The organism is Streptomyces sp. NPDC059534 (genome assembly GCF_042743475.1).
Classification (GTDB): domain Bacteria; phylum Actinomycetota; class Actinomycetes; order Streptomycetales; family Streptomycetaceae; genus Streptomyces.
In genome coordinates this window covers 1-26,353 of the sequence record NZ_JBHWAQ010000039.1, presented here as the reverse complement: position 1 = coordinate 26,353, position 26,353 = coordinate 1, and the positions used below count along the sequence as shown (strand labels likewise).

23 protein-coding genes are annotated in these 26,353 nt (G+C 73.1%); 10 read left to right on the top strand and 13 right to left on the bottom strand.

Annotated features, from left to right (window positions below):
* Positions 1-58: 58 nt before the first annotated feature.
* Positions 59-3,028 (bottom strand): LuxR C-terminal-related transcriptional regulator, encoded by a 2,970-nt coding sequence (locus ACFVZH_RS32970; protein WP_384903167.1) that lies wholly within the window; start codon positions 3,026-3,028, stop codon positions 59-61.
* A gap of 99 nt (positions 3,029-3,127) precedes the next feature.
* On the bottom strand, positions 3,128-4,000 hold the full coding sequence (locus ACFVZH_RS32965) for an alpha/beta hydrolase family protein (protein WP_384903166.1): 873 nt from the start codon (positions 3,998-4,000) through the stop codon (positions 3,128-3,130).
* A gap of 355 nt (positions 4,001-4,355) precedes the next feature.
* On the opposite strand from ACFVZH_RS32965, the gene ACFVZH_RS32960 reads away from it, so the two are divergent.
* Together ACFVZH_RS32960 and ACFVZH_RS32955 are read left to right on the top strand one after the other, a co-directional pair.
* Positions 4,356-5,489 (top strand): FAD-dependent monooxygenase, encoded by a 1,134-nt coding sequence (locus ACFVZH_RS32960; protein WP_384903164.1) that lies wholly within the window; start codon positions 4,356-4,358, stop codon positions 5,487-5,489.
* A 79-nt stretch (positions 5,490-5,568) separates the two neighbouring features.
* Positions 5,569-6,192, top strand: coding sequence for a hypothetical protein (locus ACFVZH_RS32955; RefSeq protein ID WP_384903163.1), 624 nt, complete (start codon positions 5,569-5,571; stop codon positions 6,190-6,192).
* A 72-nt stretch (positions 6,193-6,264) separates the two neighbouring features.
* Here ACFVZH_RS32955 and ACFVZH_RS32950 read toward each other — a convergent pair whose 3' ends face one another.
* From ACFVZH_RS32950 to ACFVZH_RS32930, 5 genes are all read right to left on the bottom strand, one after another.
* Positions 6,265-6,813 carry an NUDIX domain-containing protein gene (locus ACFVZH_RS32950; RefSeq protein WP_384903161.1) on the bottom strand — a complete coding sequence of 183 codons (549 nt, stop codon included), beginning with the start codon at positions 6,811-6,813 and terminating at the stop codon, positions 6,265-6,267.
* A complete protein-coding gene (locus tag ACFVZH_RS32945) occupies positions 6,810-6,935 on the bottom strand; it encodes a hypothetical protein (RefSeq protein ID WP_384903159.1) in 126 nt (41 codons plus the stop codon). Before ACFVZH_RS32945 ends, ACFVZH_RS32950 begins: the two co-directional genes overlap by 4 nt.
* Positions 6,932-8,350 carry a phosphotransferase gene (locus ACFVZH_RS32940; protein ID WP_384903157.1) on the bottom strand — a complete coding sequence of 473 codons (1,419 nt, stop codon included), beginning with the start codon at positions 8,348-8,350 and terminating at the stop codon, positions 6,932-6,934. Before ACFVZH_RS32940 ends, ACFVZH_RS32945 begins: the two co-directional genes overlap by 4 nt.
* Positions 8,347-8,850: an NUDIX domain-containing protein gene (locus ACFVZH_RS32935; protein WP_384903155.1), complete on the bottom strand. Its 504-nt coding sequence runs from the start codon at positions 8,848-8,850 to the stop codon at positions 8,347-8,349. Before ACFVZH_RS32935 ends, ACFVZH_RS32940 begins: the two co-directional genes overlap by 4 nt.
* Before the next feature lie 465 nt (positions 8,851-9,315).
* Positions 9,316-10,626: a hypothetical protein gene (locus tag ACFVZH_RS32930; RefSeq protein WP_384903153.1), complete on the bottom strand. Its 1,311-nt coding sequence runs from the start codon at positions 10,624-10,626 to the stop codon at positions 9,316-9,318.
* Positions 10,627-10,785: 159 nt separating this feature from the next.
* Here ACFVZH_RS32930 and ACFVZH_RS32925 point away from each other — a divergent pair, with 159 nt between their 5' ends.
* Positions 10,786-11,355: a DinB family protein gene (locus ACFVZH_RS32925; protein ID WP_384903151.1), complete on the top strand. Its 570-nt coding sequence runs from the start codon at positions 10,786-10,788 to the stop codon at positions 11,353-11,355.
* A 785-nt stretch (positions 11,356-12,140) separates the two neighbouring features.
* On the opposite strand, the gene ACFVZH_RS32920 is transcribed toward ACFVZH_RS32925, so the two are convergent.
* Complete coding sequence (locus tag ACFVZH_RS32920; protein ID WP_384903149.1) at positions 12,141-13,535, bottom strand: phytase; 1,395 nt, start codon at positions 13,533-13,535, stop codon at positions 12,141-12,143.
* A 291-nt stretch (positions 13,536-13,826) separates the two neighbouring features.
* Here ACFVZH_RS32920 and ACFVZH_RS32915 point away from each other — a divergent pair, with 291 nt between their 5' ends.
* The 3 genes from ACFVZH_RS32915 (at position 13,827) to ACFVZH_RS32905 (ending at position 15,259) form a co-directional block, all read left to right on the top strand.
* A complete protein-coding gene (locus tag ACFVZH_RS32915) occupies positions 13,827-14,246 on the top strand; it encodes a hypothetical protein (protein ID WP_384903147.1) in 420 nt (139 codons plus the stop codon).
* A gap of 174 nt (positions 14,247-14,420) precedes the next feature.
* Positions 14,421-14,840, top strand: a complete 420-nt coding sequence (locus ACFVZH_RS32910; RefSeq protein ID WP_384903145.1) for a MarR family winged helix-turn-helix transcriptional regulator — start codon at positions 14,421-14,423, stop codon at positions 14,838-14,840.
* A complete protein-coding gene (locus ACFVZH_RS32905; protein ID WP_384903143.1) occupies positions 14,837-15,259 on the top strand; it encodes a hypothetical protein in 423 nt (140 codons plus the stop codon). The genes ACFVZH_RS32910 and ACFVZH_RS32905 overlap by 4 nt, the downstream gene beginning before the upstream one ends.
* A 101-nt stretch (positions 15,260-15,360) precedes the next feature.
* On the opposite strand, the gene thpR is transcribed toward ACFVZH_RS32905, so the two are convergent.
* Together thpR and katG are read right to left on the bottom strand one after the other, a co-directional pair.
* Positions 15,361-15,978, bottom strand: a complete 618-nt coding sequence (gene thpR, locus ACFVZH_RS32900; RefSeq protein ID WP_384903141.1) for an RNA 2',3'-cyclic phosphodiesterase — start codon at positions 15,976-15,978, stop codon at positions 15,361-15,363.
* 213 nt (positions 15,979-16,191) lie between these two features.
* Positions 16,192-18,423 carry a catalase/peroxidase HPI gene (gene katG, locus ACFVZH_RS32895; RefSeq protein WP_384903139.1) on the bottom strand — a complete coding sequence of 744 codons (2,232 nt, stop codon included), beginning with the start codon at positions 18,421-18,423 and terminating at the stop codon, positions 16,192-16,194.
* 199 nt (positions 18,424-18,622) lie between these two features.
* Between katG and ACFVZH_RS32890 the strand changes: the two genes are divergently transcribed.
* Positions 18,623-19,033 (top strand): Fur family transcriptional regulator, encoded by a 411-nt coding sequence (locus tag ACFVZH_RS32890; RefSeq protein WP_384903137.1) that lies wholly within the window; start codon positions 18,623-18,625, stop codon positions 19,031-19,033.
* Positions 19,034-19,173: 140 nt separating this feature from the next.
* On the opposite strand, the gene tpx is transcribed toward ACFVZH_RS32890, so the two are convergent.
* Entirely contained in the window at positions 19,174-19,674 is a 501-nt protein-coding gene (gene tpx, locus ACFVZH_RS32885) for a thiol peroxidase (protein ID WP_384903135.1), read from the bottom strand.
* Between the two features lie 231 nt (positions 19,675-19,905).
* Between tpx and ACFVZH_RS32880 the strand changes: the two genes are divergently transcribed.
* Complete coding sequence (locus tag ACFVZH_RS32880) at positions 19,906-21,186, top strand: ricin-type beta-trefoil lectin domain protein (RefSeq protein ID WP_384903134.1); 1,281 nt, start codon at positions 19,906-19,908, stop codon at positions 21,184-21,186.
* A gap of 503 nt (positions 21,187-21,689) precedes the next feature.
* Here the strand turns inward: ACFVZH_RS32880 and ACFVZH_RS32875 are convergent.
* Complete coding sequence (locus tag ACFVZH_RS32875; RefSeq protein ID WP_384903132.1) at positions 21,690-22,469, bottom strand: AraC family transcriptional regulator; 780 nt, start codon at positions 22,467-22,469, stop codon at positions 21,690-21,692.
* An 85-nt stretch (positions 22,470-22,554) separates the two neighbouring features.
* Here ACFVZH_RS32875 and ACFVZH_RS32870 point away from each other — a divergent pair, with 85 nt between their 5' ends.
* Complete coding sequence (locus ACFVZH_RS32870) at positions 22,555-23,457, top strand: sulfite exporter TauE/SafE family protein (RefSeq protein WP_384903130.1); 903 nt, start codon at positions 22,555-22,557, stop codon at positions 23,455-23,457.
* Between the two features lie 91 nt (positions 23,458-23,548).
* The gene (gene ligA / locus ACFVZH_RS32865) at positions 23,549-25,624 is read left to right on the top strand and encodes an NAD-dependent DNA ligase LigA (RefSeq protein ID WP_384903128.1); all 2,076 of its coding nucleotides are present in this window, start codon (positions 23,549-23,551) and stop codon (positions 25,622-25,624) included.
* 22 nt (positions 25,625-25,646) lie between these two features.
* Here the strand turns inward: ligA and ACFVZH_RS32860 are convergent, their stop codons facing one another.
* Positions 25,647-26,273, bottom strand: a complete 627-nt coding sequence (locus ACFVZH_RS32860; RefSeq protein ID WP_384903127.1) for an ankyrin repeat domain-containing protein — start codon at positions 26,271-26,273, stop codon at positions 25,647-25,649.
* Positions 26,274-26,353: the final 80 nt, after the last annotated feature.

Here is a 26,353-nt window from a genome sequence, read left to right as displayed (position 1 = left end):
GACCGCCCCACCACCCCGGGCGACCAGCCGAAACGCCCTCCGCCGCTCTCGGGCGGCATCATCGCCCCCGCACCCGCGGCGACGCGGACACCCGCGCCTGCCGGTCCGCGTCCCAGCCGTCCACCACACCGGGCAGCTCGACACGGGAACGGATGCCCAGCCGCGCGAAGACGCCCCGCAGGTGGTGATCGACCGTACGAGGGCTGAGACAGAGATGGTCCGCGACCTCCTGGTTGGTGGCCCCGCGCGCCACGAGGCGGGCGATGCGCTGCTGCTGCGGGGTCAGCTCGCACAGCGCCGCCGGGTCCGTCGTACCGCCCGAGGCACCCCCCGTGGCGCGGAGTTCGGACCGCGCGTGCTCCGCCCAGCCCCCGGCGGCCGCCCGCTCGAACGTCACGAGAGCGTCGCGCAGCGGGCCGCGCGCGTCACCCGGCCGCCGACGGCGCCGCAACCACGTGCCGTACGCGAGCAGGGTGCGGGCCCGCTCGAATTCGTTGCCGCAGCTGTCGTGGCGCCGCACCGCCTCACCGAACCAGTACGCCGGCCCCTCGCCCTCCGCGAGCAGCGCCCGGCAACGCGCCGACTGCGCCTGGGCTGGACCGTCGACGCCCAGGGCGGCCCACGCCGCGTACTCCTCGGCCGCGTCCCGGGCCTCCGCCACCCGGCCGGCCGCGACGGCGGCCTCCACGAAGCACGGGACGGCCAGCATGCGCAGCGCGAAATGACCGCCCCGCGGGCCCGGCCGGACCAACGGAACGAGCCGTGCGGCCGCCTGGCCGGCCAGCCCCCGGCCCAGTTCGTCCCGGGCCAGCGCCCACTCCGCCAGCGTCGCGGCCTGGACGAGACCGTGCGGACCCGCCGTCGCGAGCGCGCGCCCGGCATGCTCCGCCACCGCCGGCTCATCACCCTCCACCGACGCCACAAGCGCCAGTACGGCGTGCTGGTGCGCGGCCACGTTGTGCTGTCCCGTCGCCTCCGCCGTCCGCAGCCCCTCCCGCGCGGTGCGCGCGGCCCGGCTGTACCGGCCGGCCCGCAGCTCGGCGTACGCCAGCTGTTCGAGCGCGTGGGGCAACAGGGCGGTGCGGTGCTCCGCCCGCGCCCGGGCGAGCGCACGCGCATGCACCCGCGCCGCCGCCGCGGTGTCGCCCAGGACCAACGCGGCCGACCCCGCCCGGAGCAGCAGCCTCGGATCGTCCGCGCCGCCGTCCTCCGCCACCACCCTCGCCAACGCCGTCCGCGCCTCGTCCAGCCGTACGGTCAACGCCGCGCTCAGCCCATCGGCGAAGTCCCGCTCCGTACCTCCCACGTCCTCACCGCCGTCGAGCGCCGCCAGGCACGCCGCCACGTCCCCGCCCGCCCACGCCGCCTCCATCGCCAGGAACCGGGCATCCGACGCCTCCACCGGAGCCCGCCCCCGCAGCAGCTCCGCCGCCTGAAGCAGCGCCTCATGCGCCTCCATCACCGGACCACCCGCCAACGCCGCCAACCCCCGCACCAACTGCGCCCGGCCCCGCACCACCGGCGACAGCGCCCGCACGGCGGCCGACGGCCCCAACCGATCGGCCCGATGGCTCTGACTCCGCGAGAGCGACTTTTCCCGTGTTGCCGGGCTGCCCGCCGATAGCCACGCGCCCGCCTCACAGCCGCCCGCCGTGAGCGCCGCGCCCGCCTCACAGCCGCCCACCGGGCGGGGCGCGACCGCAGCCGGGCCGTCGATCGTCGACGCCGTACCCGCCGTCGAGTCGCCCACCGAGGGGGCCGCCCCTGTCGTCGGCGCCCCATCCGCCGACGGTGCCGCGCCCGTCATCGCCCTGCCGGCAGACCGCGTACCGCCGGCGGACCGCGGTGCGGCGGCTGACGACATCCCTCCAGCCGACGGCGCTCCTCCGGCCGACGGCGCCTCTCCAGTGGACAACGGCCCGGCGGCGGACGACGCCACTCCGCCGCCCCCGACCCACCCGCTCGCCCCCGAGGCCCGCGCATCCGCTCGCCAGGACGGCCGGGCCGAGGCGAGCGCGGCACGCCCGAGGAAGGGGTCCTCGAAGCCGAGCACTCCGCCCCTCCGGCGCAGCAGCCCGTCCGCGACCAGCCCCTCCAGCGGTTCGGCCGACGGGCGAGCCCCCCGCGTCCCGGCGGGGCCGGATCCGCCACCGACGGCGACCCCGAACGCCACCGCGCCCGCCCCCACACCCCCGGTGCGGCCCGCCAGGGTCACCACGGCGGCCGTGGCGAGCAGCCGTCGGGAGGCCGAGGGGAGCCGGTCCAGGAGCCCCCCGTACACCTCGGCGAGGACGCCCTCGTCCACCGCGGGCCGTGGCAGGGGCACCGTCCCCGCGAGCTGAGCGGTGGTCAGGCGCCGTACCGTCGCGGCGAGGACACCGGGATGCCCCGCGGCCTCGTCGAGCAACAGCTCCCCGACCGCGGGTGCCGGGGCGACCAGCGGGCACAGGTCGCCGAGGAGGGCCCGTGCCCCGGCCGTGGTCAGCCTGCCGAGCCGTACCGTCTCCGCCCCCGGGACAGCGGGGAACCGGTGATGGCGCGCGGCCGACACGAGCCACCCCACCCGCCCCGGCGCGGAGGGCCCCCGCCCCCCGGCCTCGCGCCAGGCCGCGGCGAGCGCGGCCCGTGAATGCGCGTCCCACAGATGGAGGTCGTCCACGCAGATCAGTACGGTGCCCGCTTCGGCCGTGAGCGTGGCCACGGCCCGGGCGAGACCGCCCTCGCCCCGTGCGAGCCGCAGCGCCCGGCGCCCGGCCGCCTGCGTGGGGGCGAGCGCGGAGAGCAGCGCCCGAGCAGCGCTCCACGGCCCCCGGTGGCCGGGTGCGGCCACCACGTACGCCGCCCCGGGAAAGTCGTACGCCGCCCGGGAGAGCAGGGCGGTGCGCCCCTCGCCGGGGCTGCCGGTGACGAACAGGACACCGCCGGATCCGGCGGCGGCACGGGCCGACAGGCGGGCCACGGCGGCGAGTTCGGCCGCGCGGTCGTACAGCCGCGGGCCGGGGGAGGCGGTGTGCGTCGCTCCGCTCACGGCGGTCACGCTACCGACCCGTACGGGACGGCGGAAGGTTCCCGGGGCTGGGCAGTGGCCCAGACCCGGGAACCAGGCTCTGTGACGGTGCACAGAGCGTCAGGAGCCGAGCGGGCAGGTGCCCCGGTACTCGTCGATCGTCAGACTCGGCCGCGGCAGCGGGCAGAGGAACTGCTCGTAGCGGGTGTCGTCGTCGATGAAGCGCTTCAGCCAGGAGAGGCTGTACTTCGCGATCGTCGTGTTCGACGAGTTGGGGGTGAAGTGCGTGGCGCCGTTGAGCTCCAGGTACGCCTTGTCGAGCGAGCCGGGCAGACTCTCGTAGAACGGCTCGGAGTGGGTGGCGACGGGCGCGATCGTGTCGCCGTCCGCGCCGACGACCAGCGTCGGCGTGGTGATCTCGGGCCAGGTCTTGTCCGTGTTCCATGCCGTGAGGGGGACCGCGGCCTTGAGCGACGGCCGGCTCTTGGCCGCTTCGAGGGTTCCCCCGCCGCCCATCGAATGCCCCATCACACCGAGCCGGCTCGCGTCGACGCGTCCCCGCACCGCACTGCGCTGGGTCAGGTAGTCGAGCGCCGCGAGGAGTTGCCGCCCCCGGCTGTCGGGCTGGTCGAGCGTCGTCAGGGTGTCGATGGTGAACACCACGAAGCCCTGCGAGGCCAGCCGCGGTCCGAGCCACGCGATCGAGGACTGGTAGGCCGTGTACCCCGGCGAGATCACCACCGCGCCGAAGGTGCCGTCGCTCGTGGACGTCGGGTAGTAGATCGTCCCCCCGCCGAAGCCGGTGACGGCCAGCGACGAGACGGCCGTCTCGGCGACGGCGTACGAGCCGCGCAGCGCCTCGATGCTCGCCACGGTCGGCGCGGGACCGCGCTCGTACGGATTGCCCGCGGCGGCCGCGGGAGCGGTGACGCCGGGAGCGAGCAGCAGGGTGAGACAGGCAGCGGCCACGGCCGCACCGAAGAGTCGTGTCACGACGGAGTCGTCCTCTCATGTCGTGGGGCGGTCACCGCCCGAAGCGTCCGGGCCGCGGCCACACCGTGATCTGGCCCCGCCACTGTCCGGTCGGCACGTCCCAAGGGCATCGGCAGAATCACCGGCCTTCACCCGAAGAGCCCCGGCCCACACCGGCGTTCGGCCTCAAAGGGTCCGAAGCGTCCGGAACGCCCACCCGTCACACCGATCCCTCATCGAGTCCGTACGCAGCGGGCACCCGGAATGTGATCATGAAGCGCCAGACCAGCCCCCGAACCCCGGCCCCGCACCCCGAGCCCTGCCCCCCCCGCACCCCGCACTTGATCCCTTCCCTGTTCACGCTTTGGAGATCCCGATGACCACAGCCCTGCGCGTCCTCATCAACGGCGGAGGCATCGGCGGGCTCGCGCTCGCCACCGCCCTCGCCCGCCGCGGCCACACCGTGGAGGTCGCCGAACTCCGCGACGAGCCGGCCGCGCTCGGCGTCGGCATCATCCAGCCGTCCAACGCCCTCCACGTCATGCGCGAACTCGGCGTCCTCGACGAATGCCTCGCGGCCGGCTTCGTCTGGGAGTTCCTGACGATCGCCGACCCGGCGGGCAACACCCTCGCGCGCATACCCCAGCCGCGGATGGACGACGTCCCCGCCGCCAACGGCATCCCGCGACCCGCGCTCGCCGCCATCCTGCACGCCGCCGCCGTCGCGGCCGGCGCGACCGTACGGCACGCCTCCACCGTCACCGCCCTCGACGACGACGGTGAGGGCGTCACCGTCACACTCTCCGACGGCTCCACCTCACGCTGGGACCTCCTCGTCGGCTTCGACGGCATCGGCTCCCCGCTCCGCACCCACCTCTACGGCGACCGGTACACCCCCACCTACACCGGCTTCGCCAACTGGCGTGTCACCGTCCCGCGCCACCCCGACGTCAGCAGCGTGGTCATGGCCACCGCCGGACAGGAGGCCAAGGCCCTCCTCACCCCCATCACCGACGAACTCATGTACCTGGGCGCCGTGTTCGCCGAACCCGAGGACTTCCGCCCCGACCCCGACCACGCCCACGAGCAGCTCGCGAAGCGACTCGCCGTCTTCTCCGGCCCCGTCGCCGAAGCCCTCGCCACGGTCACCGACCCCTCGGCCATCGTCTACACCCGCATCTCCCAAGTCACCGTCGACGCCCCCTGGCACGTGGGTCGCGTCGTCCTCGCCGGCGACGCCGCCCACGCCTCCACCCCCCACCTCGCCCAAGGCGCCGCCATGGCCCTCGAAGACGCCCTCGTCCTCGCCCAATCCCTCGACACCACCCCCTCCGTCCCCACCGCCCTCCACACCTGGGAGTCCCGCCGCCGCCCCCGCGCCCTCTGGGTCCAAGCCCTGTCCCACGCCGTCCTCAAGCAGGAGATGGGCACCCCCACCACCCCCGAGGAAGACGCCCTCCTCGAAATCGGCATCCCCGGCGCCGCCCACGCCCTGGTGAAGCCGTACTGAGGGCTGTTCCGTAACCGGGCAGCACCCTCTTGCCGATACCGGATCGGACCGTGTCAGTGGCTGGTGACAGGATGGAGAGGTGCTGATCAAGGGATATGACGTCGGCCCGTTGGTGCCGGGCGAGTCACTGGTGGTCCACCCGGGCTTCTGGTCTAACTACCTCATGTCGATGTGCAGCGACGGGGGGTGTGCCGAGCGCCCGGTTCCGGAGTGGTTCGGTGAGGACGGCGCCGATGCCGATGTCCTGTCCGAGGTCCTCTTCGACCCTGAACGCTGGCCGGCGTTCAGGGTGCCCGCAGAAGACGGCCCCGGAGCCGTGGTGGTCTACCGCAACTTGGATGGCGACTACGGCACCGACTACCTCCTCACCCATCCAGGCGGAAGCCACGTCGAGCAGATCGCCAGCTGGGACGGAGACTTCTCGGGCACTGGGCTGACATGGCACGAACTGATCCGGATCGCTGACAGCCCGTCCCTCGCGGCCGCAGGCGTCCAGGACACGGCCACCCGCTTCCTGCTGCTGCTTCCCCTCCTCACCGACACGGACGTGCCGGAGACAGCATCGGCAAGGCTTGTCGCCGCCCTGACCGCAGTCGGCGCGCCGCAAGCCACTGCCTCCATCGCGGCGGAGCACCTGCTGGCCCACCTCGCGAGGAGATCCCGACACGACCCCACGTGGGCGTCTCCGCTGAGCGGCAGCTGAGAGGTGGGCCCAGCCGCCCGTCACCCCATGGAATGAGCTCGCCCCGCTGTTCGGCGGGCCGGGACGCCGAACTCAGCGGCCTGCCGTCCCCTCGGTGATCACCGTCCCGTCGCCGGGTTCGATGTCCCAGTCCCACGCTCCGACGTACGCCGCCACACCCGTCCGGCGTGCCTCCATGACGGCGAGGAGCCGGGCGAAGTCCCGTACGGGCATGAGGGGTTCCCACTCGTGGACCGGGAGGATCCGCACCTCGTCGTGCTCGTCGGGGTCGAGTGTGAGGTCCGCGATCTGCCGGCCGGTGAGTACTCCGCCGTCGAAGACGAAGCCCGCCGTCGCGAGCGGCCATTCCACGCCGGGCAGTCCGAACACGGCCGCCAGCAGGCGCGGCGGCCCCTGCACCGCAAGCCCGGTCTCCTCCCGGGTCTCGCGTACGGCCGTCTCCCAGGGGCGTTCGCCAGGCTCGCTCGTCCCGCCGGGCCACTGCCAGGGATGCTCCGGGCTGTAGACGGCGTGGAGCTGGACGGGCCGCTCGTGTTCGTCCGTGAAGAACACGCTGCCGAAGAGCGAAGCCTTGGGCAGCGTGGCCGCGTACTCCTCCGGAGGCAGCCACGTCGAGCTCATACGGCTCCCTCCCCGGAGACGGTGACGGCGTGGCACGGCCGGGCGATGACGGCGGTCTCCATCGGGGCCCCCGGCTTCGGGGCGGGAGCTTCGGCCGTCGGTGTGCCGGTGTCGGGCTTCATCGGGGGATTCCTCCTTGGGGATGGCCGGGCAGGGGCCAGATGGTTCCCGCGCGCAGGCGGGCCAGGGTGCGACGGCCGCGCTCGACGAGTTCCGGGTCGCCGTCCCGGGTCCCGAAGGCGATGCCGGAGACCGCGTCGAGGGCGGTGCTCGCGACCAGGTGGGTCACCTCGTCAGCGGACAGGCGGCGGCCGTAGCCGTCGAAGAACGCCTCGGCGAGATCGGGGCGGCCGTCGAAACAGCCGAGGAGCCGGACGAAGTCCCGTACACGAGGCTGTGGTTCACTCCGCTCGAAGTCGATGACGTGCACCGCGCCGTCGTCCGAGAGGAGGAGGTTGCGCAGCTGGAGGTCGCCGTGTGTCACCGCTCTCTCCAACGGCGGGAGCCGCTGGGCTACGGCGACGGCCGAGCGGACGCACTCCTCGTCACCCGGCGCGAGCAGCGGCCGTGCCGTGTCCAGGAAGCGATCCCTCCGGTCGTACGGCCCCGTCGGCGCGGCCTCGGCCCCGATCCGGGGGAGAGGATTCGCGTGGATACGGGCCGCGAGCGCGCCGATCGCCCCGAACGTCGCATGCTCCTCGGCCCCCGCCAGCACTGCGCCGTGCAAGGACCGACCGTGGACCACGGTCACCACGACCGTCAGCAGATCGGGGTCGCAGGCCACGAGACGAGGCCCGGCACCGCCCAACCCGGGGACCCAGCCCCGCAGAGCGGCCACCTCACGCCGATGGAACCTCGGGTTCTGGTGCACCTTCACGAACCACTCGCCGCCCGCCGCGCCCCGCACGTGCCACACGCGGCTGTTCTCCCGGGCCCACGAGGCATCCCTCCAGGCGGCGATGCGGCCCACGGAGCGCTCGGTGAAGACCCGTACCGCCGGCTCGGGCCCCTGTTCCGCCGGACCCCGGGCAGGGACGAGGTGGAGACGGTCGCACCGCGGGTCGTGGGCGATCGGGTCGGCGGGCGTCTGGAAATGCAGCGCGACCGGCGCGCCGGCCCGGTACGCGTCCAGCCCGGCACGGCAGTAGGCCACCATCGGCTCCGGCAGCGCGTCGAGCGGAAACCACCCCATCGCGTCGCACTTCTCGGGTTCCCTGATCCGCGCGGTGCCCCGCCAGCGACGGACCTCGAAGAAGAGCCCGATCCGAGCCCGGCCACCCGGCGGCCGGTGATGCACCGTCACGGCCGCGCGCACGTCGGCCGGATTCACGACGAGACCGGTCTCCTCCCACGTCTCGCGGACGACACCGGCCACGACGGTCTCGTCCTCCAGATGCCCCGACGGCGCATGCCACAGACCGGCCGCGTACACATCACCGGCCCGACGGGACAGCAACACCTCCGGCCCCGCCTCGCCGTCGCGCACCGCGATCAGGTGCACATCCACCGGCACGGTGTGGCGGGGGCCGCCGCTCACGAGCCGCTTCCTTCGCGCGGGGCGCGGACGGTGGCGCGGAGTCCCCACCCCAGCTCCGTGTAGGCACGACCGGCCTGGATTCCCTCGATCGCCGCACGGGTGTAGGGCACGATCGGCTCCGGCAGGCCCTTCGCGCTCCACCACTTCCAGGCCACGCACTTGTCCGGCTCCCGAAGTTCGGGCGTGCCCTGCCAGCGACGCGCACGGAAGAAGAACCCGATCCGCGGCGGGTCGCCCGGCCGGTCGACCATGTGCACGGTGTGGACGAGGTCGACGTCACCCGGGTCGATCACCAGCCCCGCTTCCTCGTACGCCTCCCTCACCAGACACGCGGTCGCCGCCTCGGCCTCGCAGTGCCCCGCCAACGTGTGCCAGGACCCGCCCGCGTACGCGGAGTCGGGATGCCGCCGCCCCAGCAGCACCATGCCGTCGCGCTCCAGATAGAGATGCACCCCGACCACGTTCAGCACGGCCCCGGACGGGAGGGGGAAGGCCGCCATGTCAGGAGCTCCTGCGCGGGGGAGACGGCCGGTGGGAGGCCCGCCGGGTGCCGGCCGGTTCTCCGTGCGGAGAGGACGGGGACGTGCCGTTCGACGGGGGAGCGTGGTACCTGACAGCCGTCGCGACGGCGGGAGTTGCGTTCATGCCGGGCTCAACGACGGAGACAGGCATGTCGAACACCTGTGTTTCGGACGGAGTCCGGACCCCCTGCCCCCGCGAAAGTTCGTTCGTGGCCCGTGCGGCGACCGTGGTGACGCGCGGCCGCACCCCGAGCGACCCGTGTCCGAAACGCCGTCACGACACCGACGACTTTCCCTCCCTCCGTGACCGGAGGCAGACCGACGCGATGACGGGGTCGTGGCCCGAGGTCGTGGTCCGATGGTGCGGGGCGGGGGCGGGGGCGGTGGCGCCGCCGGCCGGCCGGGGGTGGCTGGGCGGCGGCGCCGGGTGGGGTGGCCCGTGGGTCAGGCGGGGTTCTTGGTGTCGGGGAGGTAGGTGGAGGCGCCGACGCAGTCGCGGACCTCGTGGCGGGGGGCGAGGGTGCCGGTCCAGCGGAGGAAGCCGGTGGGGCCGGTGGCGGTGGTCATGTCCATGAAGCGGCAGCCGTCGTAGACGAGCTTGCCGTAGGTGGTGGCGGTGCTGCCGGTGGTGACCTGGTGGGAGCCCATGAGGGCGCAGTCGACGTAGCGGACCATGGGGCCGCGGGAGCCGTTGGCGGTGTAGTCGTAGACGTGGGTGACGGCGTTCGGGGCCCAGGACTTGAAGCTGTGCGCGGTGTCGTCGCACGACACGAAGGTGATGTTGCCCTTGTACCACTGGGAGTCGATGACCTTGTGGCCGGTGCCGCGCAGTTCGAAGCGGATGCCCTGCGCGTAGAGGCGCATGGTGGAGTCGGCGCGGGTGGTGGCGTCGGCGGTGAGCTGGAAGAAGGTGCCGGTCGACGCGGTGTCCGTGAGGATGTAGGAGCCGCCGGTGAAGTTCATCGAGCCGCCGCGGGTGTTCTTGACGAAGACCCCGGACTGGTACTCCACCTTGCAGTCGCGGAACCAGTAGTTGAGGAACTGGTCCTGCTGGCTCGCCGACGGGGTCATGCCGATGACGAGGAACGCGTCGGAGTAGGAGCCGCCGACCTGACAGTGGTCCCAGCCCATCTCGCTGTTCAGGTTGGAGGTGGTGGCCGGCCCGTCCAGGCCGATGCCCCGCTTCCAGCTGCCGCGCCACTCGACGTCCGTGTACCAGGTGTCCTGGACGCCGTACGTGGCCGACGAGTACGCGTAGCAGAAGCTCGACGTGGCGTTGGTGCTGGTGAAGGTGAGTCCGGAGATCCGGATGTTCTTGTAGCGCTGGTAGTTGGTCCAGAGCGTCGTGTCGTCGGCGGTCGGCGCGTACACGATCCGCGAGAGCCGCTTGCCGTAGCCGGTGATCGACAGGCCGTCGACGATCCCGCCGTGCCCCTCGCCGTCGACGTTCGGCAGCAGCGAGTCGGGCTGCGTGAGCAGGTACGTGCCCGGCGGGATGACCAGGACCTTCTTCGGAACCGCGCCCGAGATCGGGTCGGGCTGGAACGAGGCGAGCACCTCCGCGGCGGCCGCCCGAAAGGCGGCGTCGCTGGCCGTGACGCCCGTCGGGTCCGCGCCCTTGCTGATGACGTCGACGCTGTACGGGTCGTCCCCGGCACCCGCCGCGTAGGCCGTTCCACCGCCGGCGACCACGGCCCCCGCCGCGACCCCCGCACCGGCCGTCGCCATTCCGCGTATGAGCGCACGGCGGTCCATGCTTCCGGTCATTGCTTACCCCCAAAAGTAATGATCATGTGAAAGACATGTCATCCGACCATGACTCCCGCGACGATGCAAGATCACTTCCTGCCCCGTCGCCGGGCTCCTGGGAGCGATCGCGAAACTCGCTGGAGAGTGCGTACGTGAGGGACGATCATGGACTCCATGAGTGACGAACCCGCACGCTGGACCCAGGCAACCGTCTACCCCGACATGTGGGCCGACCCCGACGACGACCCGCGCAACAGGGACGGCGCAAGCCCGGACGGTGAGCGCGCGACCCTGCGGGACTTCCTCGTCGACTACCGCATCACCCTGAAGATGAAGTGCGAGGGACTCGACGCGGAGCAGCTCGCCCGGCGCTCCGTCCCGCCGTCGACGATGTCGCTGCTCGGTCTCCTGCGCCACCTCGCGGAGGTGGAGCGGGACTGGCAGAACTGGGTCACCGAAGGCGACCCGCTGCCGAAGCTCTACGGCGAGCGTGACGCCGACTTCCACGGTGCCGTCGCCGAGCAGGCCGTGGTCGACGCCGCGTACGCCGATCTGGAGCGCGAACAGGCCACCACCGACGCCCTCCTGGCCGGCTTCCCGGACCTCGGCGAGCGCGTGGGCAAGGACGACATCGCGATCCGCGAACTGCTGGTGCACATGATCGACGAGTACGCCCGGCACTGCGGGCACGCGGACCTGCTGCGCGAGTGCGTCGACGGCCGCGTCGGCCAGTGAGGACCACCCGCCGCTGACGTCAGCGGGCCCCGGCGGCCTTTCGGAGCCCTGTCCACCTGCCGGGCCGGTTCACTCGTCATGGTGGACCCGGGCCGTGCCGCGCGCCGCACGCCGCCGCACTCGGGCAGCGTGTGGCGCATGCAGCCCCGTCGCACCACGCTCTTCCTCCTCGCAGCGCTCCTCACCAGCGGATGCGTCGCCGTTCCGCACGGTCCCGCACCCGCCCCACCGGCTCGTCCCGCCGACCTGGCGCCCGCAGCGGACCGCGCCCCGGCCCCGCTTCCGACGTGGCCCGCGCCGACGCCGGCCGCCGCTCGGGAGGCCCTGATCGACACCGACTCCGATGCCGACACCGATGCCGGTCCCGGTGCCGTCGACCCCGGGGCCCGCTCGGGGCCTCGGCCCGCCTCCGTACCCGATGCCGGACCCCGGGAAGGCGCTCGGCCGGCCGGGGTCAAGGCCCCCGGCCGCCCGCATACCCATGCGGAGCGGGCGCCGAAGCGGCCGCGCGCCTCGGCGCCGAAGCCTGGTAAGCCGGCTGCCGGGAAGTCCGGTGACAAGCGGGCGGCCGAACACCGGACTCCGAAGCGGAACCGCTCGGTGCCCGCGCGTCAGCGGCAGCAGGCACCCGCTCGGACACCCGAGATGCGTCAGCTGTGCCGCCAGGCCGAGGGGATCGACGCACCGATGGGCGCGGCCGACCTCTGCCGCGGAATGTACGGCGGCCGCTGACCGAAACCGACCGGCCCGCAGGATCGGTGGGCCGGTGGGGCCGGTGCGTCGGGTCAGTCGTCGAGAGCGTCGAGGACCTTCCCCAGGTCGACGAACTTGAAGTTGGTCGAGGGCCGGTCGTCGTCCCCGGGGGAGTCGTGACCGTCCTGCACGACGAGCAGACCGTGGGGGTACTTGGAGCCGAGGGGCGCGTTGAGGGCCGCCGCGCCGTCGCACTCCTCGGAACCGTCCAGGCCGGTCCCGGCCGGCGTGATCCGGAAGCCACCCTCGTACTCGTTGTCGTCTTCCCGCTCACGGTCGTACGCGGCGAAGGTGTCGTCGCCCTGGCTGGACGCCAGCAGGTACCCGTCGCCGTCCGTCTCGGTGACCAGGGTCAGGCCCTCGACGTCCGCGGTGAGCCGGGAACCGCCGAAGCCGGGGTCGGCACCCGGGGTGCACTCCTCGGTCTGCTCGTCGTAGGTGCCGGGGACCCCGTACTCCTTCACCCTGTCGATCAGTTCGGGCGTGCCGGTGAGGTCGGCCCGGATGCGCCAGATGCCGATGTCCTCCTGACCCGCGTACAGCGTGCCGTCGGCAGCGTCGACGACCATGCCCTCGACCTGCGGCAACTCGTCGGGCTCGGCGCAGGGCGACCACGCGGTGCCGTCGGGCAGCCGGAAGGTCGAGGGCAGCTCCAAGGTGCGCACCTTCCGGTACGTGACCTTCCCGCCTGCGGCCGGGAGCAGCTCCAGCAGGGCGATGCTCGTACGCTCGCGCCGGCTCACCAGTGCGTACGAGCGACCGCTCGACGGGTCCGTCCAGGTCGCGAGTCCATAGGCGGTCCGCTGCTCGTTCACCTCGGCCTGGTCCTTGGAGAACACGGCCGGTGCGGCGGCGTCGGTCACGTCGCTCAGCGGGCCACCGGCACGGTCCCGGTCGATGCGGTAGAAGCGCAGGCGGTCGTTCCCGCGATCGCTGGTGACGGCCAGATCGGCCCGACCGGAGGACAGCCTCATACCGTGAACCAGGTCCACGTTGTTGAACCGGCCGGGGGCATCCCCCTCCTGCGCCGCCGGCGGCGCGGCTATCGCCTGTACCGGTCGCGCCTCCAGGTCGTAGACGCGCAGCCCGCCCTCCTTCGCCGTCGCGACGACCAGGCTCCGCCCCGGAGCGGCCGCGTTACGCCAGATCGCCGGGTCATCGGCGTCCGCGTTCCCTCCCGCGTCGTCATCGTGCAGCGCCGGCGTCTCCGCCCGGGGTGTGACGGCGGGCAGCGCGTCGCGGGAGGCGGCGGCCAGGGACGCGGTCTGGGGGTCGGCTGCGGTCCGCGTCCAGGACGGGGCCAGGGCCTGGGACGGCACCTGGGACCGGGACAGGGGATCGGCCTGGGCCGGGCCGGCGAGCACCAGAGCCACGAGCGCGGTGGTCGCGGCCGGCACGAGCGAACGGAACGTTCGAGGGGTCGTCACGCAGGATCTCCTCAGCAGGGGGATGGGCCTTGCCCGACCCTGCTGGGCGCGCGTGACGCAACGGCGGCCACAGGATGACGAGTTACCCCGCCCGCCGACGTACGCCCGGTGAACGGGCGGAGACCGGCGGCCCCTTGCCCGAGCCGGGGACCCTGACCGGCCTCCGCCTGTCTCCCCGCGGTGTCTCCACTCGGCATTCGACCCGACTTGGCGTAGGGCGACCGGGAAGAGCGCCGGCCCGGGGCTATATACACACGCGCTTCCACCGGGGCATCTGTCACCCTGATGTCCATGCCAGCCCGTAACCGCCGCCTGCCCCGCGACCTTTCGTGGCCGCTCACCACCTCGGACATCCGCGCCGCTCTCGGCGAGCAGGTGACAAGTGCCGCCGACCTGGGCTTCGACGAGCGCCCCCATGACGACGGAACCCTCCTGCACGTCGAGTGGATCCCCCCGATCTCCTCCAACTACGGCAACGGCATCCACCCCACCTTGTGGTCCAGCGTCCGGATCCGCGTCGCCCCGCTTCCGGCCACCGAACGGGCCGCCGCCCGCTACGCCCTGCGGCAGCGGGCCCTGCCCGAACTCGCCGCATGGATCGGCGCCGCGCAGCGCGCGCCGGAGGGATGGACCCTGACCTGGCACAGCCGCTCCTGGCGGCTGGTCCCCGGCGCCACTGCCTACCGCGACGACTATCAGCCGTACCGCTGAACTTCGGCTCCACTTGGGCAGTTATCTCGTCCCTGGCCGTCGTCGGCGGTGAGGTGTTCGGCGGCGGCCGGGACGCAGACGAAGATCCGGACTTGCAGCAGGTAGTACGAAATCGTATAGTCCGAAATTGTGACATCCGAATCCGCATCATCCGAATCCGCATCATCCGAATCCGTGCCATCCGAGTGGTCTGCCCTGCTGGCGCTCCAGCGGGCCACCCACGCCACCCTCCAGGTGCTCGCCGCTGAGCTCGTCGACCTGGACCTGACCGCCTCCGAGATCAATGCCCTGGCGAACCTCGCGGACGGTCGCGGGCGGACCGTGTCCGAGCTGGGGGCGGCCGTGGGTACGCGTCCCACGACGCTGACGAGCGTGCTGGACCGTCTGGAACGACGTGGGCACATCACCCGGGGCAGCCGCGCGGGAGACCGTCGGGCGGTGCTGATCGAGCTCACCGCCTCCGGGCGCCTGGCCGCCACCACGATCCGGCAGACCATCACCGACCTTGAGCATCGGGCGCTCGGTCACCTCACGGCCGATGTCGTCGCCTCCCTGCGCACCGCCCTGGAAGCCCTGACGGTGGTGCCCTCGTGACCCCGCACCAGCCCGAGGCGCGGGCCGACGACGCGCCCACTTTCGAAGCGTTGATGGCCGAAGTGATGGCGAACGCGGAGCGGTTCGGCCACCGGGAGCACGTCCACCTGACGTGGTTGGCCGTGCGGCGGTGCGGCGTGCCCGCGGCGGTCGGTCTGGTCAGCGACGGCATCCAGCGCACCGCCCGCTACGCGGGCGCGCCCCAGAAGTACCATGCGACCGTCAGCCGGGCCTGGGTGGAGCTGGTAGGGCACCACGCGGCCGCATTCGGGGAGGGCGGGTTCGACGCGTTCTTCGACCGGAACCCCGCGCTGCTCGACAAGCGTCTGCTGACCCGCTTCTACCGCCCTTCGACGTTGGCCGGCCCGCAGGCGAAGAACGGCTGGGTCGAGCCCGACCTGGCCCCGTTCCCCGGGTAGGACGCGACCAGTGGGACCAGCGGGACCAGCAGGCTCAGCGGGATCAGCAGGACCGGCGGCGGAGGGGCGCGGCGGCCGGGACCAAGGCGGCAGGGCCGTACTCAGTGCCCCGTGAAGCTCCAGGAGCGGATGTCGCGGTAGCGGATCGGCCCCGGGCCACGGCCGTAGTTGCTGCCGACCAGGTGGAGGCGGTCGGTCGGCCAGGGGCGGCCGGTGAAGGCGGAGAGGCCGGCGGCGGCTTCCACGACGCTGCCGAGGTCGTCGCGGCGGGCGCGGGCGAGGGTCAAGTGGGGGCGCAGAGGGCGCTCCTCGAAGGCGATGCCGGACTCTCTGACCGCGGTACGCACGTCGGTGGCGAGGTCGTGCAGTGCCTCCAGTTCCCCGTCGATCCCGCTCCACAGCACTCGCTCGTCGAAGTGCCCGCCCCCGCGCAGCGCCAGCTCCACGGGGCGGCGGGAGGCCGCGAGGGCCTCCAGGGGTGCAAGGAGTGGGGGCACGGCCGCGACCGGGAGCTCGCCGAGGAACGCCAGGGTGATGTGCCAGTCCTCGATGCGGTTCCACCGCATCCGGGGATACGCGTCGTACGCGGGGCCGAGGGCCCGCGCCAGCTCGTCCTTGGCGTCGTCGGGCGGCGCGAGGGCGATGAACACGCGCACGGTCGCCGCCCGGGCGTCGTCGTCCGCGCGACGGTCCGTGTCGCTCGCGGGCAGCTCGGTCATCAGTCCGTTCCCTCCTGGCGGTGCCGCCGGCGCCGGGTGCGGTGCGCCGTGACCAGGTGAGGGTATGCGTCGTCGGGGCCGCGGCCGACGCCGGGGCGGGGAATGCGGCCGGGCGTCGGGGCGGGGAATGCGGCCGGGCGTCGGCCGCGGCCCGCGCCCGGCCGATGGGGGAGGCCCGGGCGCGCGGCAGCTCACCGGCGCCCGGGCTCCGGATCAGGACAGGTCGAACCGGTCCAGGTTCATCACCTTGTCCCACGCGGACACGAAGTCCTGGACGAACTTCTCCTTGGCGTCGTCGCTCGCGTAGACCTCGGCGACCGCGCGGAGTTCGCTGTTGGAACCGAAGACGAGGTCGGCGCGGGTGCCGGTCCACCGGACGTCGCCGGTGGCGGTGTCGCGGCCCTCGAAGGTGGTGGCGTCGTCGGAGGTGGCCTTCCAGGTCGTGCCCATGTCGAGCAGGTTGACGAAGAAGTCGTTCGTCAGGGCGCCGGGGGTGGAGGTCAGGACGCCGTGGGGGGACTGCTGGTGGTTGGCGCCCAGGACGCGGAGGCCGCCGACGAGGACGGTGAGCTCGGGGGCGCTGAGCGTGAGCAGGTTCGCCCGGTCGACGAGGAGGTACTCGGCGGGCAGGCGGCTGCCCTTGCCGAGGTAGTTGCGGAATCCGTCGGCGGCCGGCTCCAGCGCGGCGAAGGACTCCACGTCGGTCTGGTCCTGGGCGGCGTCCACCCGACCGGGCCGGAAGGGGACCTCGACGTCGAAGCCGGCGTCCCGCGCCGCACGCTCGACGCCCGCGGCGCCGGCGAGAACGATCAGGTCGGCGAGGGAGATCCGCCTTCCGTCGGTGCGGGCGCCGTTGAACGCCTCGCGGACGTCCTCCAGGGTGCGCAGGACCGTCGCCAGCTCGTCGGGGTCGTTGACCTCCCAGCCGCTCTGCGGCTGGAGGCGTACGCGGGCACCGTTGGCGCCGCCGCGCTTGTCGCTGCCGCGGAAGGAGGAGGCCGACGCCCAGGCGGTGGAGACCAGCTGGGAGACGGTGAGGCCCGAGGCGAGCACGTCGGCCTTCAGGGCGGCGATGTCGGCGGCGTCCACGAGGTCGTGGTCGACCTCGGGCAGCGGGTCCTGCCAGAGCAGTGCCTCGGACGGCACCTCCGGGCCGAGGTAGCGGGCCAGGGGGCCCATGTCGCGGTGGGTCAGCTTGAACCAGGCGCGGGCGAAGGCGTCCGCGAAGGCCGCCGGGTCCTCGTGGAAGCGGCGCGAGACCTGCTCGTACGCGGGGTCGAAACGGAGCGAGAGGTCGGTCGTCAGCATGGTCGGGGCGTGGCTCTTCGACGGGTCGTGGGCGTCGGGGACGGTGCCGGCGCCCGCGCCGTCCTTCGGCCGCCACTGGTGGGCGCCGGCGGGGCTCTTGAACAGCTCCCACTCGTGACCGAAGAGGATGTCGAAGAAGCTGTTGTCCCAGGCGGTGGGGGTGTCCGTCCAGATGCCTTCGAGGCCGCTGGTGATCGCGTCGCCGCCCTTGCCGGTGCCGAAGGAGTTGCTCCAGCCGAAGCCCTGGGCTTCGAGCGGGGCGGCCTCGGGGTCGGCGCCCACGCTTTCCGCCGGGCCGGCGCCGTGCGTCTTGCCGAAGGTGTGGCCGCCCGCGATGAGGGCCACGGTCTCCTCGTCGTTCATCGCCATGCGGTGGAACGTCTCGCGGATGTCGCGGGCCGCGGCGATCGGGTCCGGAGTGCCGTTCGGGCCTTCCGGGTTGACGTAGATGAGGCCCATCTGGACCGCGCCGAGCGGGTTCTCCAGTTCGCGGTCGCCGGTGTAGCGGGCGTCGCCGAGCCAGGTGGTCTCGGGGCCCCAGTAGACGTCCTCGTCGGGCTCCCACACGTCCGCGCGGCCGCCCGCGAAGCCGAAGGTCTCGAAGCCCATGGACTCCAGGGCCACGTTGCCGGCGAGGATCATGAGGTCGGCCCAGGAGATGTTCCGGCCGTACTTCTTCTTGACCGGCCACAGCAGGCGGCGCGCCTTGTCCAGGTTGCCGTTGTCCGGCCAGCTGTTGAGCGGCGCGAAGCGCTGCTGGCCCGCGCCGGCGCCACCGCGGCCGTCGCTGATGCGGTACGTGCCCGCGCTGTGCCAGGCCATGCGGATCATGAACGGGCCGTAGTGGCCGAAGTCGGCGGGCCACCAGTCCTGCGACGTCGTCAGGACCTCCGCGATGTCCCGCTTCACCGCGGGGAGGTCGAGGCTCTCGAACGCCCCCGCGTAATCGAACTCCTCGCCCAGCGGGTTGGCCACGGCGGGGTTCTTCGCGAGGATCTTCAGATTGAGCCGGTTGGGCCACCACTGGCTGTTGCCGCCGCCCTGGGTGGGATGGGGGGCTCGCTCGTGCGCGACCGGACAGCCGCCGCCCTCCGCCTTCGCGACGATCGCGTCGTGGTTCTCAGCGTTCTCAGACATGGGAATCCTTCCGGACCGGCCGCGGCCTCGTCGACGCGGGACCGGCCGTATGGGTGGGACCAGTGCCTTGGCCATCAACGAAACCGATCCTACGATGGACATAGTCCAAGTCAAGAACCACGCCAACTGCCCGGCCGAGGCTCGGCCGGCGCCCCGAGGTCCCGGTGAGCCGATCGACGAGCGGAAGAGGTGACCCGACGTGAACGACCTGCTGGAGCGACTGCGCGCACGGGGCTGGCGGATGACGTCCCAGCGGCGCGTCGTCGCGGAGGTCCTGGCCGGGGACCACGTACACCTCACGGCGGACGAGGTGCACGCGCGCGCGGTGGCGCGGCTGCCGGAGATCGCGCGGGCGACGGTCTACAACACGCTCGGCGAGCTCGTCTCGCTGGGCGAGGTCGTGGAACTCTCCACGGACGGGCGGGCGAAGCGCTACGACCCGAACGCGCACCGCCCCCACCAGCATCTGGTCTGCTCCGGCTGCGGAATCATCCGGGACGTCCACCCGGACGGCGACCCGCTGGCCGCCCTCCCGCCCGCCGAGCGCTTCGGCTTCGTCGTCTCGAAGGCCGACGTGACGTACCGCGGGCTGTGCCCGGACTGCTGCTGAGCGCTGTCCCTGAGCCCTGTTCGTGAGTGCTGTTCGTGAGTGCTGTTCCTGAGTACGGCGGTCGCGTACGGCACACGAGAGGAGCCCCTCCACCGGCGACCGGTGAAGGGGCTCCTCTCGTACGCCGTATCCGGCGGTGACTACTTCAGGACCGACAGGGCGGCGTCGTAGTTCGGCTCGTCGGCGATCTCGCCCACCAGCTCCGAGTGCAGGACGTTGTCGTTCTCGTCGAGGACGACGACGGCGCGGGCGGTCAGACCGGCCAGCGGCCCGTCCGCGATGTCCACGCCGTAGTTGGTGTGGAACTCGCGGCCGCGGAGCGTCGAGAGGTTCTTCACGTTCTCGAGGCCCTCGGCGCCGCAGAAGCGGGCCTGGGCGAAGGGCAGGTCGGCGGAGATGCAGAGCACCACCGTGTTGTCGAGCTCGGCGACCTTCTCGTTGAACGCGCGGACCGAGGAGGCGCACGTCGGGGTGTCGACGCTCGGGAAGATGTTGAGGACCTTGCGCAGCCCGGCGTAGTCCTTCAGCGACTTGTCCGCCAGTCCCTCGGCGACGAGCGTGAAGTCGGGGGCGCTGCCACCGGGGAGCGGCAGCGCGCCGCCGACCTGTACGGGGCTGCCCTTCAGCGTGACCTGGGCCATGAGGATCTCCTTCGGACGATGTAAGCGGCAACGGAGGGAATCGTACGGCGTGCGGACCTGCGGAAACGAAACGGGCGCCGCCGAGGGAGCGTCGACCGGGTGGCGTATCCCCGTCGCGGAGGGCGCGCCGCAGAACGCCCGAGCCTTGACCCTTCGTTAATTCACTCCTTAAATCATACAGGCGATGAAGTGGCTCGACCCGTCCCCCCACACCCCCCGGAAGAGAGAGTCATGCCCTCCTCCCGCTCACGGCTACGCCCCCTGTCCTCCGCCGTCACGGCCCTGACCCTCGCCCTGACGGTGGCGGCGCTCGCTCCCGCCGCATCCGCCCGCCCCGCCCCGGCCGCCGACCCAGCGCCCGCCCCCGCGGCCAAGCCGGGCGCCGTCACCTTCTCCGACGACTTCGACGGCCCGGCCGGCTCAGCCGTCGACGGCACGCGGTGGCAGCTGGAGACCGGCGACAACGTCAACAACCACGAACGGCAGTACTACACCGCGGGCACGGGCAACGCCGCCCTCGACGGCCAGGGGCACCTGGTGATCACCGCCCGCAAGGACAACCCCGGCAACTACCAGTGCTGGTACGGAACGTGCGAGTACACCTCGGCCCGCCTGAACACCTCCGGGCGGTTCAGCACACGGTACGGGCACATCGAGGCCCGCATGAAGGTGCCGCGCGGTCAGGGCATGTGGCCGGCGTTCTGGATGCTCGGCGACGACCTCCCGCAGGTCGGCTGGCCGAACTCGGGCGAGATCGACGTCATGGAGAACATCGGCTCCGAACCGGCCACCGTCCACGGCACCCTCCACGGCCCCGGATACTCCGGCACCGACGCCATCGGCGCCCCCTACACCCTGCCCGGCGGCCGGGCATTCGCCGACGCCTTCCACACCTTCGCCGTCGACTGGTCGCCGGGCCGGATCACCTGGTCCGTCGACGGAACCGTCTACCAGACCCGCACACCCGCCGACCTCGGCGCGCACACCTGGGTCTTCGACAAGCCCTTCTTCCTCGTTCTCAACCTCGCGGTCGGCGGCGACTGGCCCGGCGACCCCGACGCCTCGACCGCCTTCCCCCAGGAGCTCGTCGTCGACCGCGTCCGCGTCACCACCGCCGACGCCCCCACCACCTCCGGCCCCATCACCGGCATCGGCGGCGCGTGCGTCGACGTCGCCGGCGCGAAGACCGCCAACGGCACCCCCATCCAGCTGTACCGCTGCAACGGCACCGCCGCCCAGCGGTGGACCCTCGCGGCCGACGGCACCATCCGCGCACTCGGCAAATGCCTCGACGTCACCTCCGCCGGCACCGCCGAGGGCACCCCCGTCCAGCTCTGGGACTGCAACGGCACCGAAGCCCAGCGCTGGACCGCCAACTCCGTCCGCGAGATCGTCAACCCCCGCTCCGACAAGTGCCTCGCCCCCGCCCGCAGAAGCTCCGCCGACGGCACTCGGCTCCGGATCTGCACCTGCACCGGCACCCCCAACCAGAAGTGGACGGTGACACGATGACCGGCTGACATCCGCTCGCCGCTCGCCGCTCGCCGCTCGCCGCTCGCTGCTCTGCCGCTTCGCGACTCTGCCGCGGGCGCTCGGCGCCAGGGGCCGTACGCCGCCGCGCATCCTGGGTTCGACGATCTCCAGGGTGTGCAGCCCGTGAGCCTCCGCGCCCTCGGCGGGGACGCCCGGCACGACCGCCACGCCGAGCCCGTGGGCCGCGAGTCGCGTGAGGAACGACGGGGCGGCGGCCTCGAAGGCGATACGGGGCTGGAAACCCCGCACGGGCGCACGCGCGGGCATCAAGGCGGCCATCGACGCCGAACGCCGGGACCGTCACGTTCTTCCGGGCGGGCCTCGGCGGCGTCGAACTCCGTGCCGACGACGTCGACTGGAGCTTCGGCAGCGGGAGGCCCCTGTGCGGCGCCGCGCAGGACCTGCTCCTGCTGGCATACGGAAGGCGGCTCCCGCCGGGGCGCCTGCGCGGGGAGCCTGGCGACCGGGCTGAGCGGCCGGAGTCAGGGCCGGGAGGTCGTACGGCCCGCGCCGAAGCGGGACGGCGGGAGGCCGAACGCGCGGGTGAAGGCGGCGGTGAAGGCGGCGGGAGAGGCATAGCCGAGGCGTCCGGCGACATCGGTCACCGAGGCGGTACGGAGGAGGGGGACGGCGGCCAGGAGCCGTGCGCGCGCCCGCCAGACGGCCGGGCTCTCACCGGTCTCCGTACGGAAGCGCCGGGTGAAGGCCCGCTCGCTCAGGGCCGTACGGGCGGCCCAGTCGGTGTTGGTGACACCGGCGTCCGGGGCGCCGAGGTACTCACGGCACAAGGCGGCGAGGTCGCCGGAGGCGGGGATGTCGACGTGGAAGGGCAGCGGGGCGCGCGCGGCGATCTCGTGCAGGAGCAGCGTGGCGAGCGCGCCCTCCCGCCCCGCGAGGCTGTAGTCGGCGGTGAGGTCGGCCGCGGAGAGCAGGAGTTCGCGCAGCAGCGGAGGTACGTCCACGACCGTGCAGCGGGCCGGCCACCACGGAACGGCGCCGGGTTCCACGTACAGACTGCGCGTGCTCACGCCGAGCATCCGCACCCGGTGTCGGGTCGCGGCCGGAATCAGCACGGCCCGCTCGGGCGGGACGGTCCACGTGCCGTCGGCGGTGTCGACGACCATCACGCCGGTCGCGCCGTACAGGAACTGCGCGCGCCGGTGCTCGTGCCATTCGAGGACGTGCCCGTCCGGGTAGTCGGTGCCGATGGGCAGGACGGCCCGGTCGACATGATCGACGTCGTCCAGCGGGATGTTCTTCACCGGGCCACCGTAGTGGCCGAGACGCGAAGGAAGACCGCCGACCTTCGCATGCGGGCACGTACGCCCACCTGGTGGGCTGGACCCCATGAACATCGACATGGTGATGCTGGTGGCGATCGGGCTCCTCACCGGGGCGACGACCGTGCTGTTCGGGTTCGGCGGCGGCTTCGTCGCCGTCCCGGTCGTGGTGTGGGCGGACGCCGCCCTCGGCACGGACGCGATCCGCGTCGCCACCGCCACCTCCGCCCTCGTGATGCTCGTCAACGCCGCCTTCGCGACCGCCGTCACCCCCCGGCGCGACCTCCTCGCCCTGCGCGGGACCGGCCCCCTCCTCCCCCTCCTCGCGACCGGCGCGATCCTCGGCGCCGCCGCCGCCCGCTTCGCCCCACCGACCCTCGCCCGCTGGGCCTTCGTCGCCTACATCGCCCTCACGGCCCTGGACCTGCTCCTCCGCCCCGGCTTCCTCCGGAACGGACCTGTCGACGCCGACGCCGACGTCGACGGCGGACGGGCCACCGGCCCCCACGGCTCAGTCGGTGCCCCGGCACGTCCGGCCAAGGCGGACACCAGCCGACCGCTCCCCGCCGCCACCGGCCTCCCCATCGGCGCCGTCGCCGCCTTCCTCGGCGTGGGCGGCAGCGTCATGACCGTCCCCGCGATGCGCCGCGCCGGCCACACCATGCGACGAGCGACGGCGCTCGCCAACCCCCTCACCCTCGCCATCGCCCTCCCGGCCGCCCTCGTCTCCCTCGCCGGCTCCCCACCCCTCGACACCACGGCGCCCCACCCCGACCTCGTGGGCCTCGTCGACCCCTACGCCGCCGCGGCCCTGCTCCTCGGCGCCCTCCCCGTCATCGCCCTCCTCCGCCGCCGCCCACCCCGCATCCCCGACCGCACCCACGCCTGGTCCTACATCGGCCTGCTCACCACCGTCGCCCTCGCCATGCTCCTGTCGGACCCGTCGTCGCACACGAGCCTCACGGGCTGAGTGCGCCCGGCCGGGGTGGTGGCGGTGGGGTTGTGGTCGACGGAACTGCACGTCAGGGGCGTTGTCAGTGCTGTGGGCAAGGATGATCGGTATGACGATGACTTCCGCCGTTGAGGCGTGCTCCAGCCTGCCCGGTCTGTCCAGCCGTGAAGAGTACGAGGCTGCCGTCGGGCGGTTGAGGGAGGCGTCGGGTACGTACTTCGGGGCGGGGTACAGCGTGATGGACGACGCGACGTACGACCGGCTGATGGTGGCGGTGAGGGAGTGGGAGGCGGGGAATCCGGAGGGGGTGGTCGAGGCGTCGCCGACGGGGCGGGTGGCGGATGGGGCGGCGCCTGTCGGGGATGTCGTGCACACCGCGCGGCTGCTGAGCCTGGACAACGTGTTCACGCCGGGGGAACTGGAGGCGTGGGGGGCCTCGTTGCGGCGGCGGCTCGGGCAGGAGCCGGTGGGAGGGTTCACCGTCGAGCCGAAGATGGACGGGGCGGCCGTCGCCGCGCGGTACCGGGACGGGCGGCTGGTGCAGATCATCACGCGCGGCGACGGCACGCAGGGGGAGGACGTCAGCCATGTGATCGGCACGATCGAGGGTCTGCCCGAGCGGTTGCCGGTGCCGGTGACGTTCGAGGCGCGGGGCGAGGTTCTGTTCACGCAGGAGCAGTTCGAGGCCGCGAACGAGGTGCGCACCGCGCATGGGGCCGCGGTGTTCGCCAATCCGCGCAACGGTGCGGCGGGCACGCTGAGGGCGAAGGACCGGCCGTACCGGCTGGCCATGACGTTCTGGGCGTACGGCGCGGTGGAGCTGGACGGCGGGGCGTTCCCGCCCGTCGGGGCCACCCATGCCGAGACGCTGGCAGCGGTGGAGGAGGCGGGGGTCCGGACGACGGCCGCGACCCCGGCGGGACTGCACGTGGTGGCCACGCTGGAGGAGGCGCGCCGGAAGGTCGACGCCATCGCCGCGATGCGGACCGCCCTGCCGTTCGGCATCGACGGCGTCGTCATCAAGGCCGACAGCGCGGCCGAACAGGCGGCGGTGGGGGTCGGCAGCCGCTTCCCCTACTGGGCCATCGCCTACAAGCTCCCGGCCGTCGAGCGGCAGACCGTACTGCTGGACGTGATCTGGGAAGTCGGCCGTACGGGCGTCCTCGCGCCCACCGCGATACTCGCCCCCGTCGAGCTCGACGGCTCCACCGTCACCCGCGCCACCCTGCACAACCCCGCCGACATCCTCCGGCGCGACCTCCACCTCGGCGACACGGTGACGGTCCACAAGGCCGGCGACATCATCCCGCGCGTCCAGGCCGCCGTGGTCGAGCTGCGCCCCGAGGGCGCCGTGCCGGTCCCGCTGCCGCAGGAGTGCCCGCACTGCGGTGGGGAGATCGACCGGAGTCAGGAGCGGTGGCGCTGTGGGAAGGGCACCGCGTGTGCGCTCGCGCCGCTGATCGAGTACGCCGCCGGGCGCGACATCCTGGACATCGACGGCCTGGGCAGGAAGTACGTCGACGCGCTGGTCGCCGGGGGTGAAGTACGGGACGTCGCCGATCTGTTCGCGCTCGGCGAGGAGCAGCTCGCGGCCGCCGCCGGCAGTGCCAAGCGGGGCGCGAAGCTGGCCGAGCAGATGCGGCTCGCCGCCGGACGGCCGCTCAGCCGGGTCTTCTGCGCGCTGGGGATACCGGGCACGGGACGCAGCATGTCCCGGCGGATCGCCGCGCACTTCGGCACGATGGACGCCATCCGCGGGGCGGACGCGGACGCGCTCCAGGAGGTGGAGGGCATCGGTCCGGAGAAGGCGCCGGTCATCGTCGAGCAGGTCGCCGCGCTCGCCCCGGTCATCGACAAGTTGATCGCCGCGGGTGTCAACATGACCGAGCCGCGGCCGGAGAGCTCGGAGGAGCCGGCGGATGGGCCGCTGACGGGCCGGACCGTCGTGGTGACGGGGAAGATGACCGGTCCGCTCGACGGATGGGGACGTTCCGAGATGGGCGCGCTGATCGAGAAGGCGGGTGGGCGCGTGGGTGGCAGCGTCAACTCCAGGACGACGTACCTGGTCGCCGCGCCGTCGGCGAACGGCAAGCCGAGTTCGAAGGCGGTCAAGGCCGGGGAGCTCGGTGTCGAGGTCCTCAGCCCGGAGGCGTTCGCCGTGCTGGTGGACGCCTACCTGGACTGAACCCGGCGGGCTGGGGTGTGCTTCACCTGGCGGGGGAGGGGGCTCCTGTCGTGGCGCGCGCCGCCTGGAGCAGGGCCGCGATCGCGGTGAAGCCGCGGCGTTCCGCGTGCCGGAGGGGCGGGACGCCGTCGGTGTCCGCGAGGTCGGGGTCGGCGCCGGCGGCCAGGAGGAGTTCGACGACCTCCTGGTGGGGCCGGCCGCCGTCGCCGAGGATGACGGCCTCCAGGAGTGCCGTCCAGCCGAGGTCGTTGACGTGGTCGACGTCGAGGGTGGTTTCCCGGAGCACGGCGCGGACGTACGCGACGTGGCCGCGCTCGCTCGCGGGGATCAGCGAGATCCCGCCGAAGCGGTTGCGCAGCGTCAGGTCGGGGCCCGCGGGCAGCAGGACGCGCATCATCTCCACGTTGCCGGTGACGCCGGTGACGAGCCAGGGGCTGTCGTGGCGGCGGTCCTGGGCGTCGGGGTCGGCTCCGGCCGCGACCAGGACGCGGGCGGTCTCGACGTGGCTGCCGAGAGCGGCCAGCAGGAGAGGGGAGCGCAGCTCCTCGTCGCGGGCCTCCACGGAGGCTCCGGCGTGCAGGGCGGCGCGGACCTCGTGGGCGTCACCCCGGCGGGCGGCCGCCAGCAGGCGGCGGTTGAGCTCGCGCATCTCGGTCCTCCAGGTCCGTACGAGAGGGCCGGCGGCACCCGTACGGGGGGACGGGTGGCGCCGGTGTCAGGGGGTTTAAT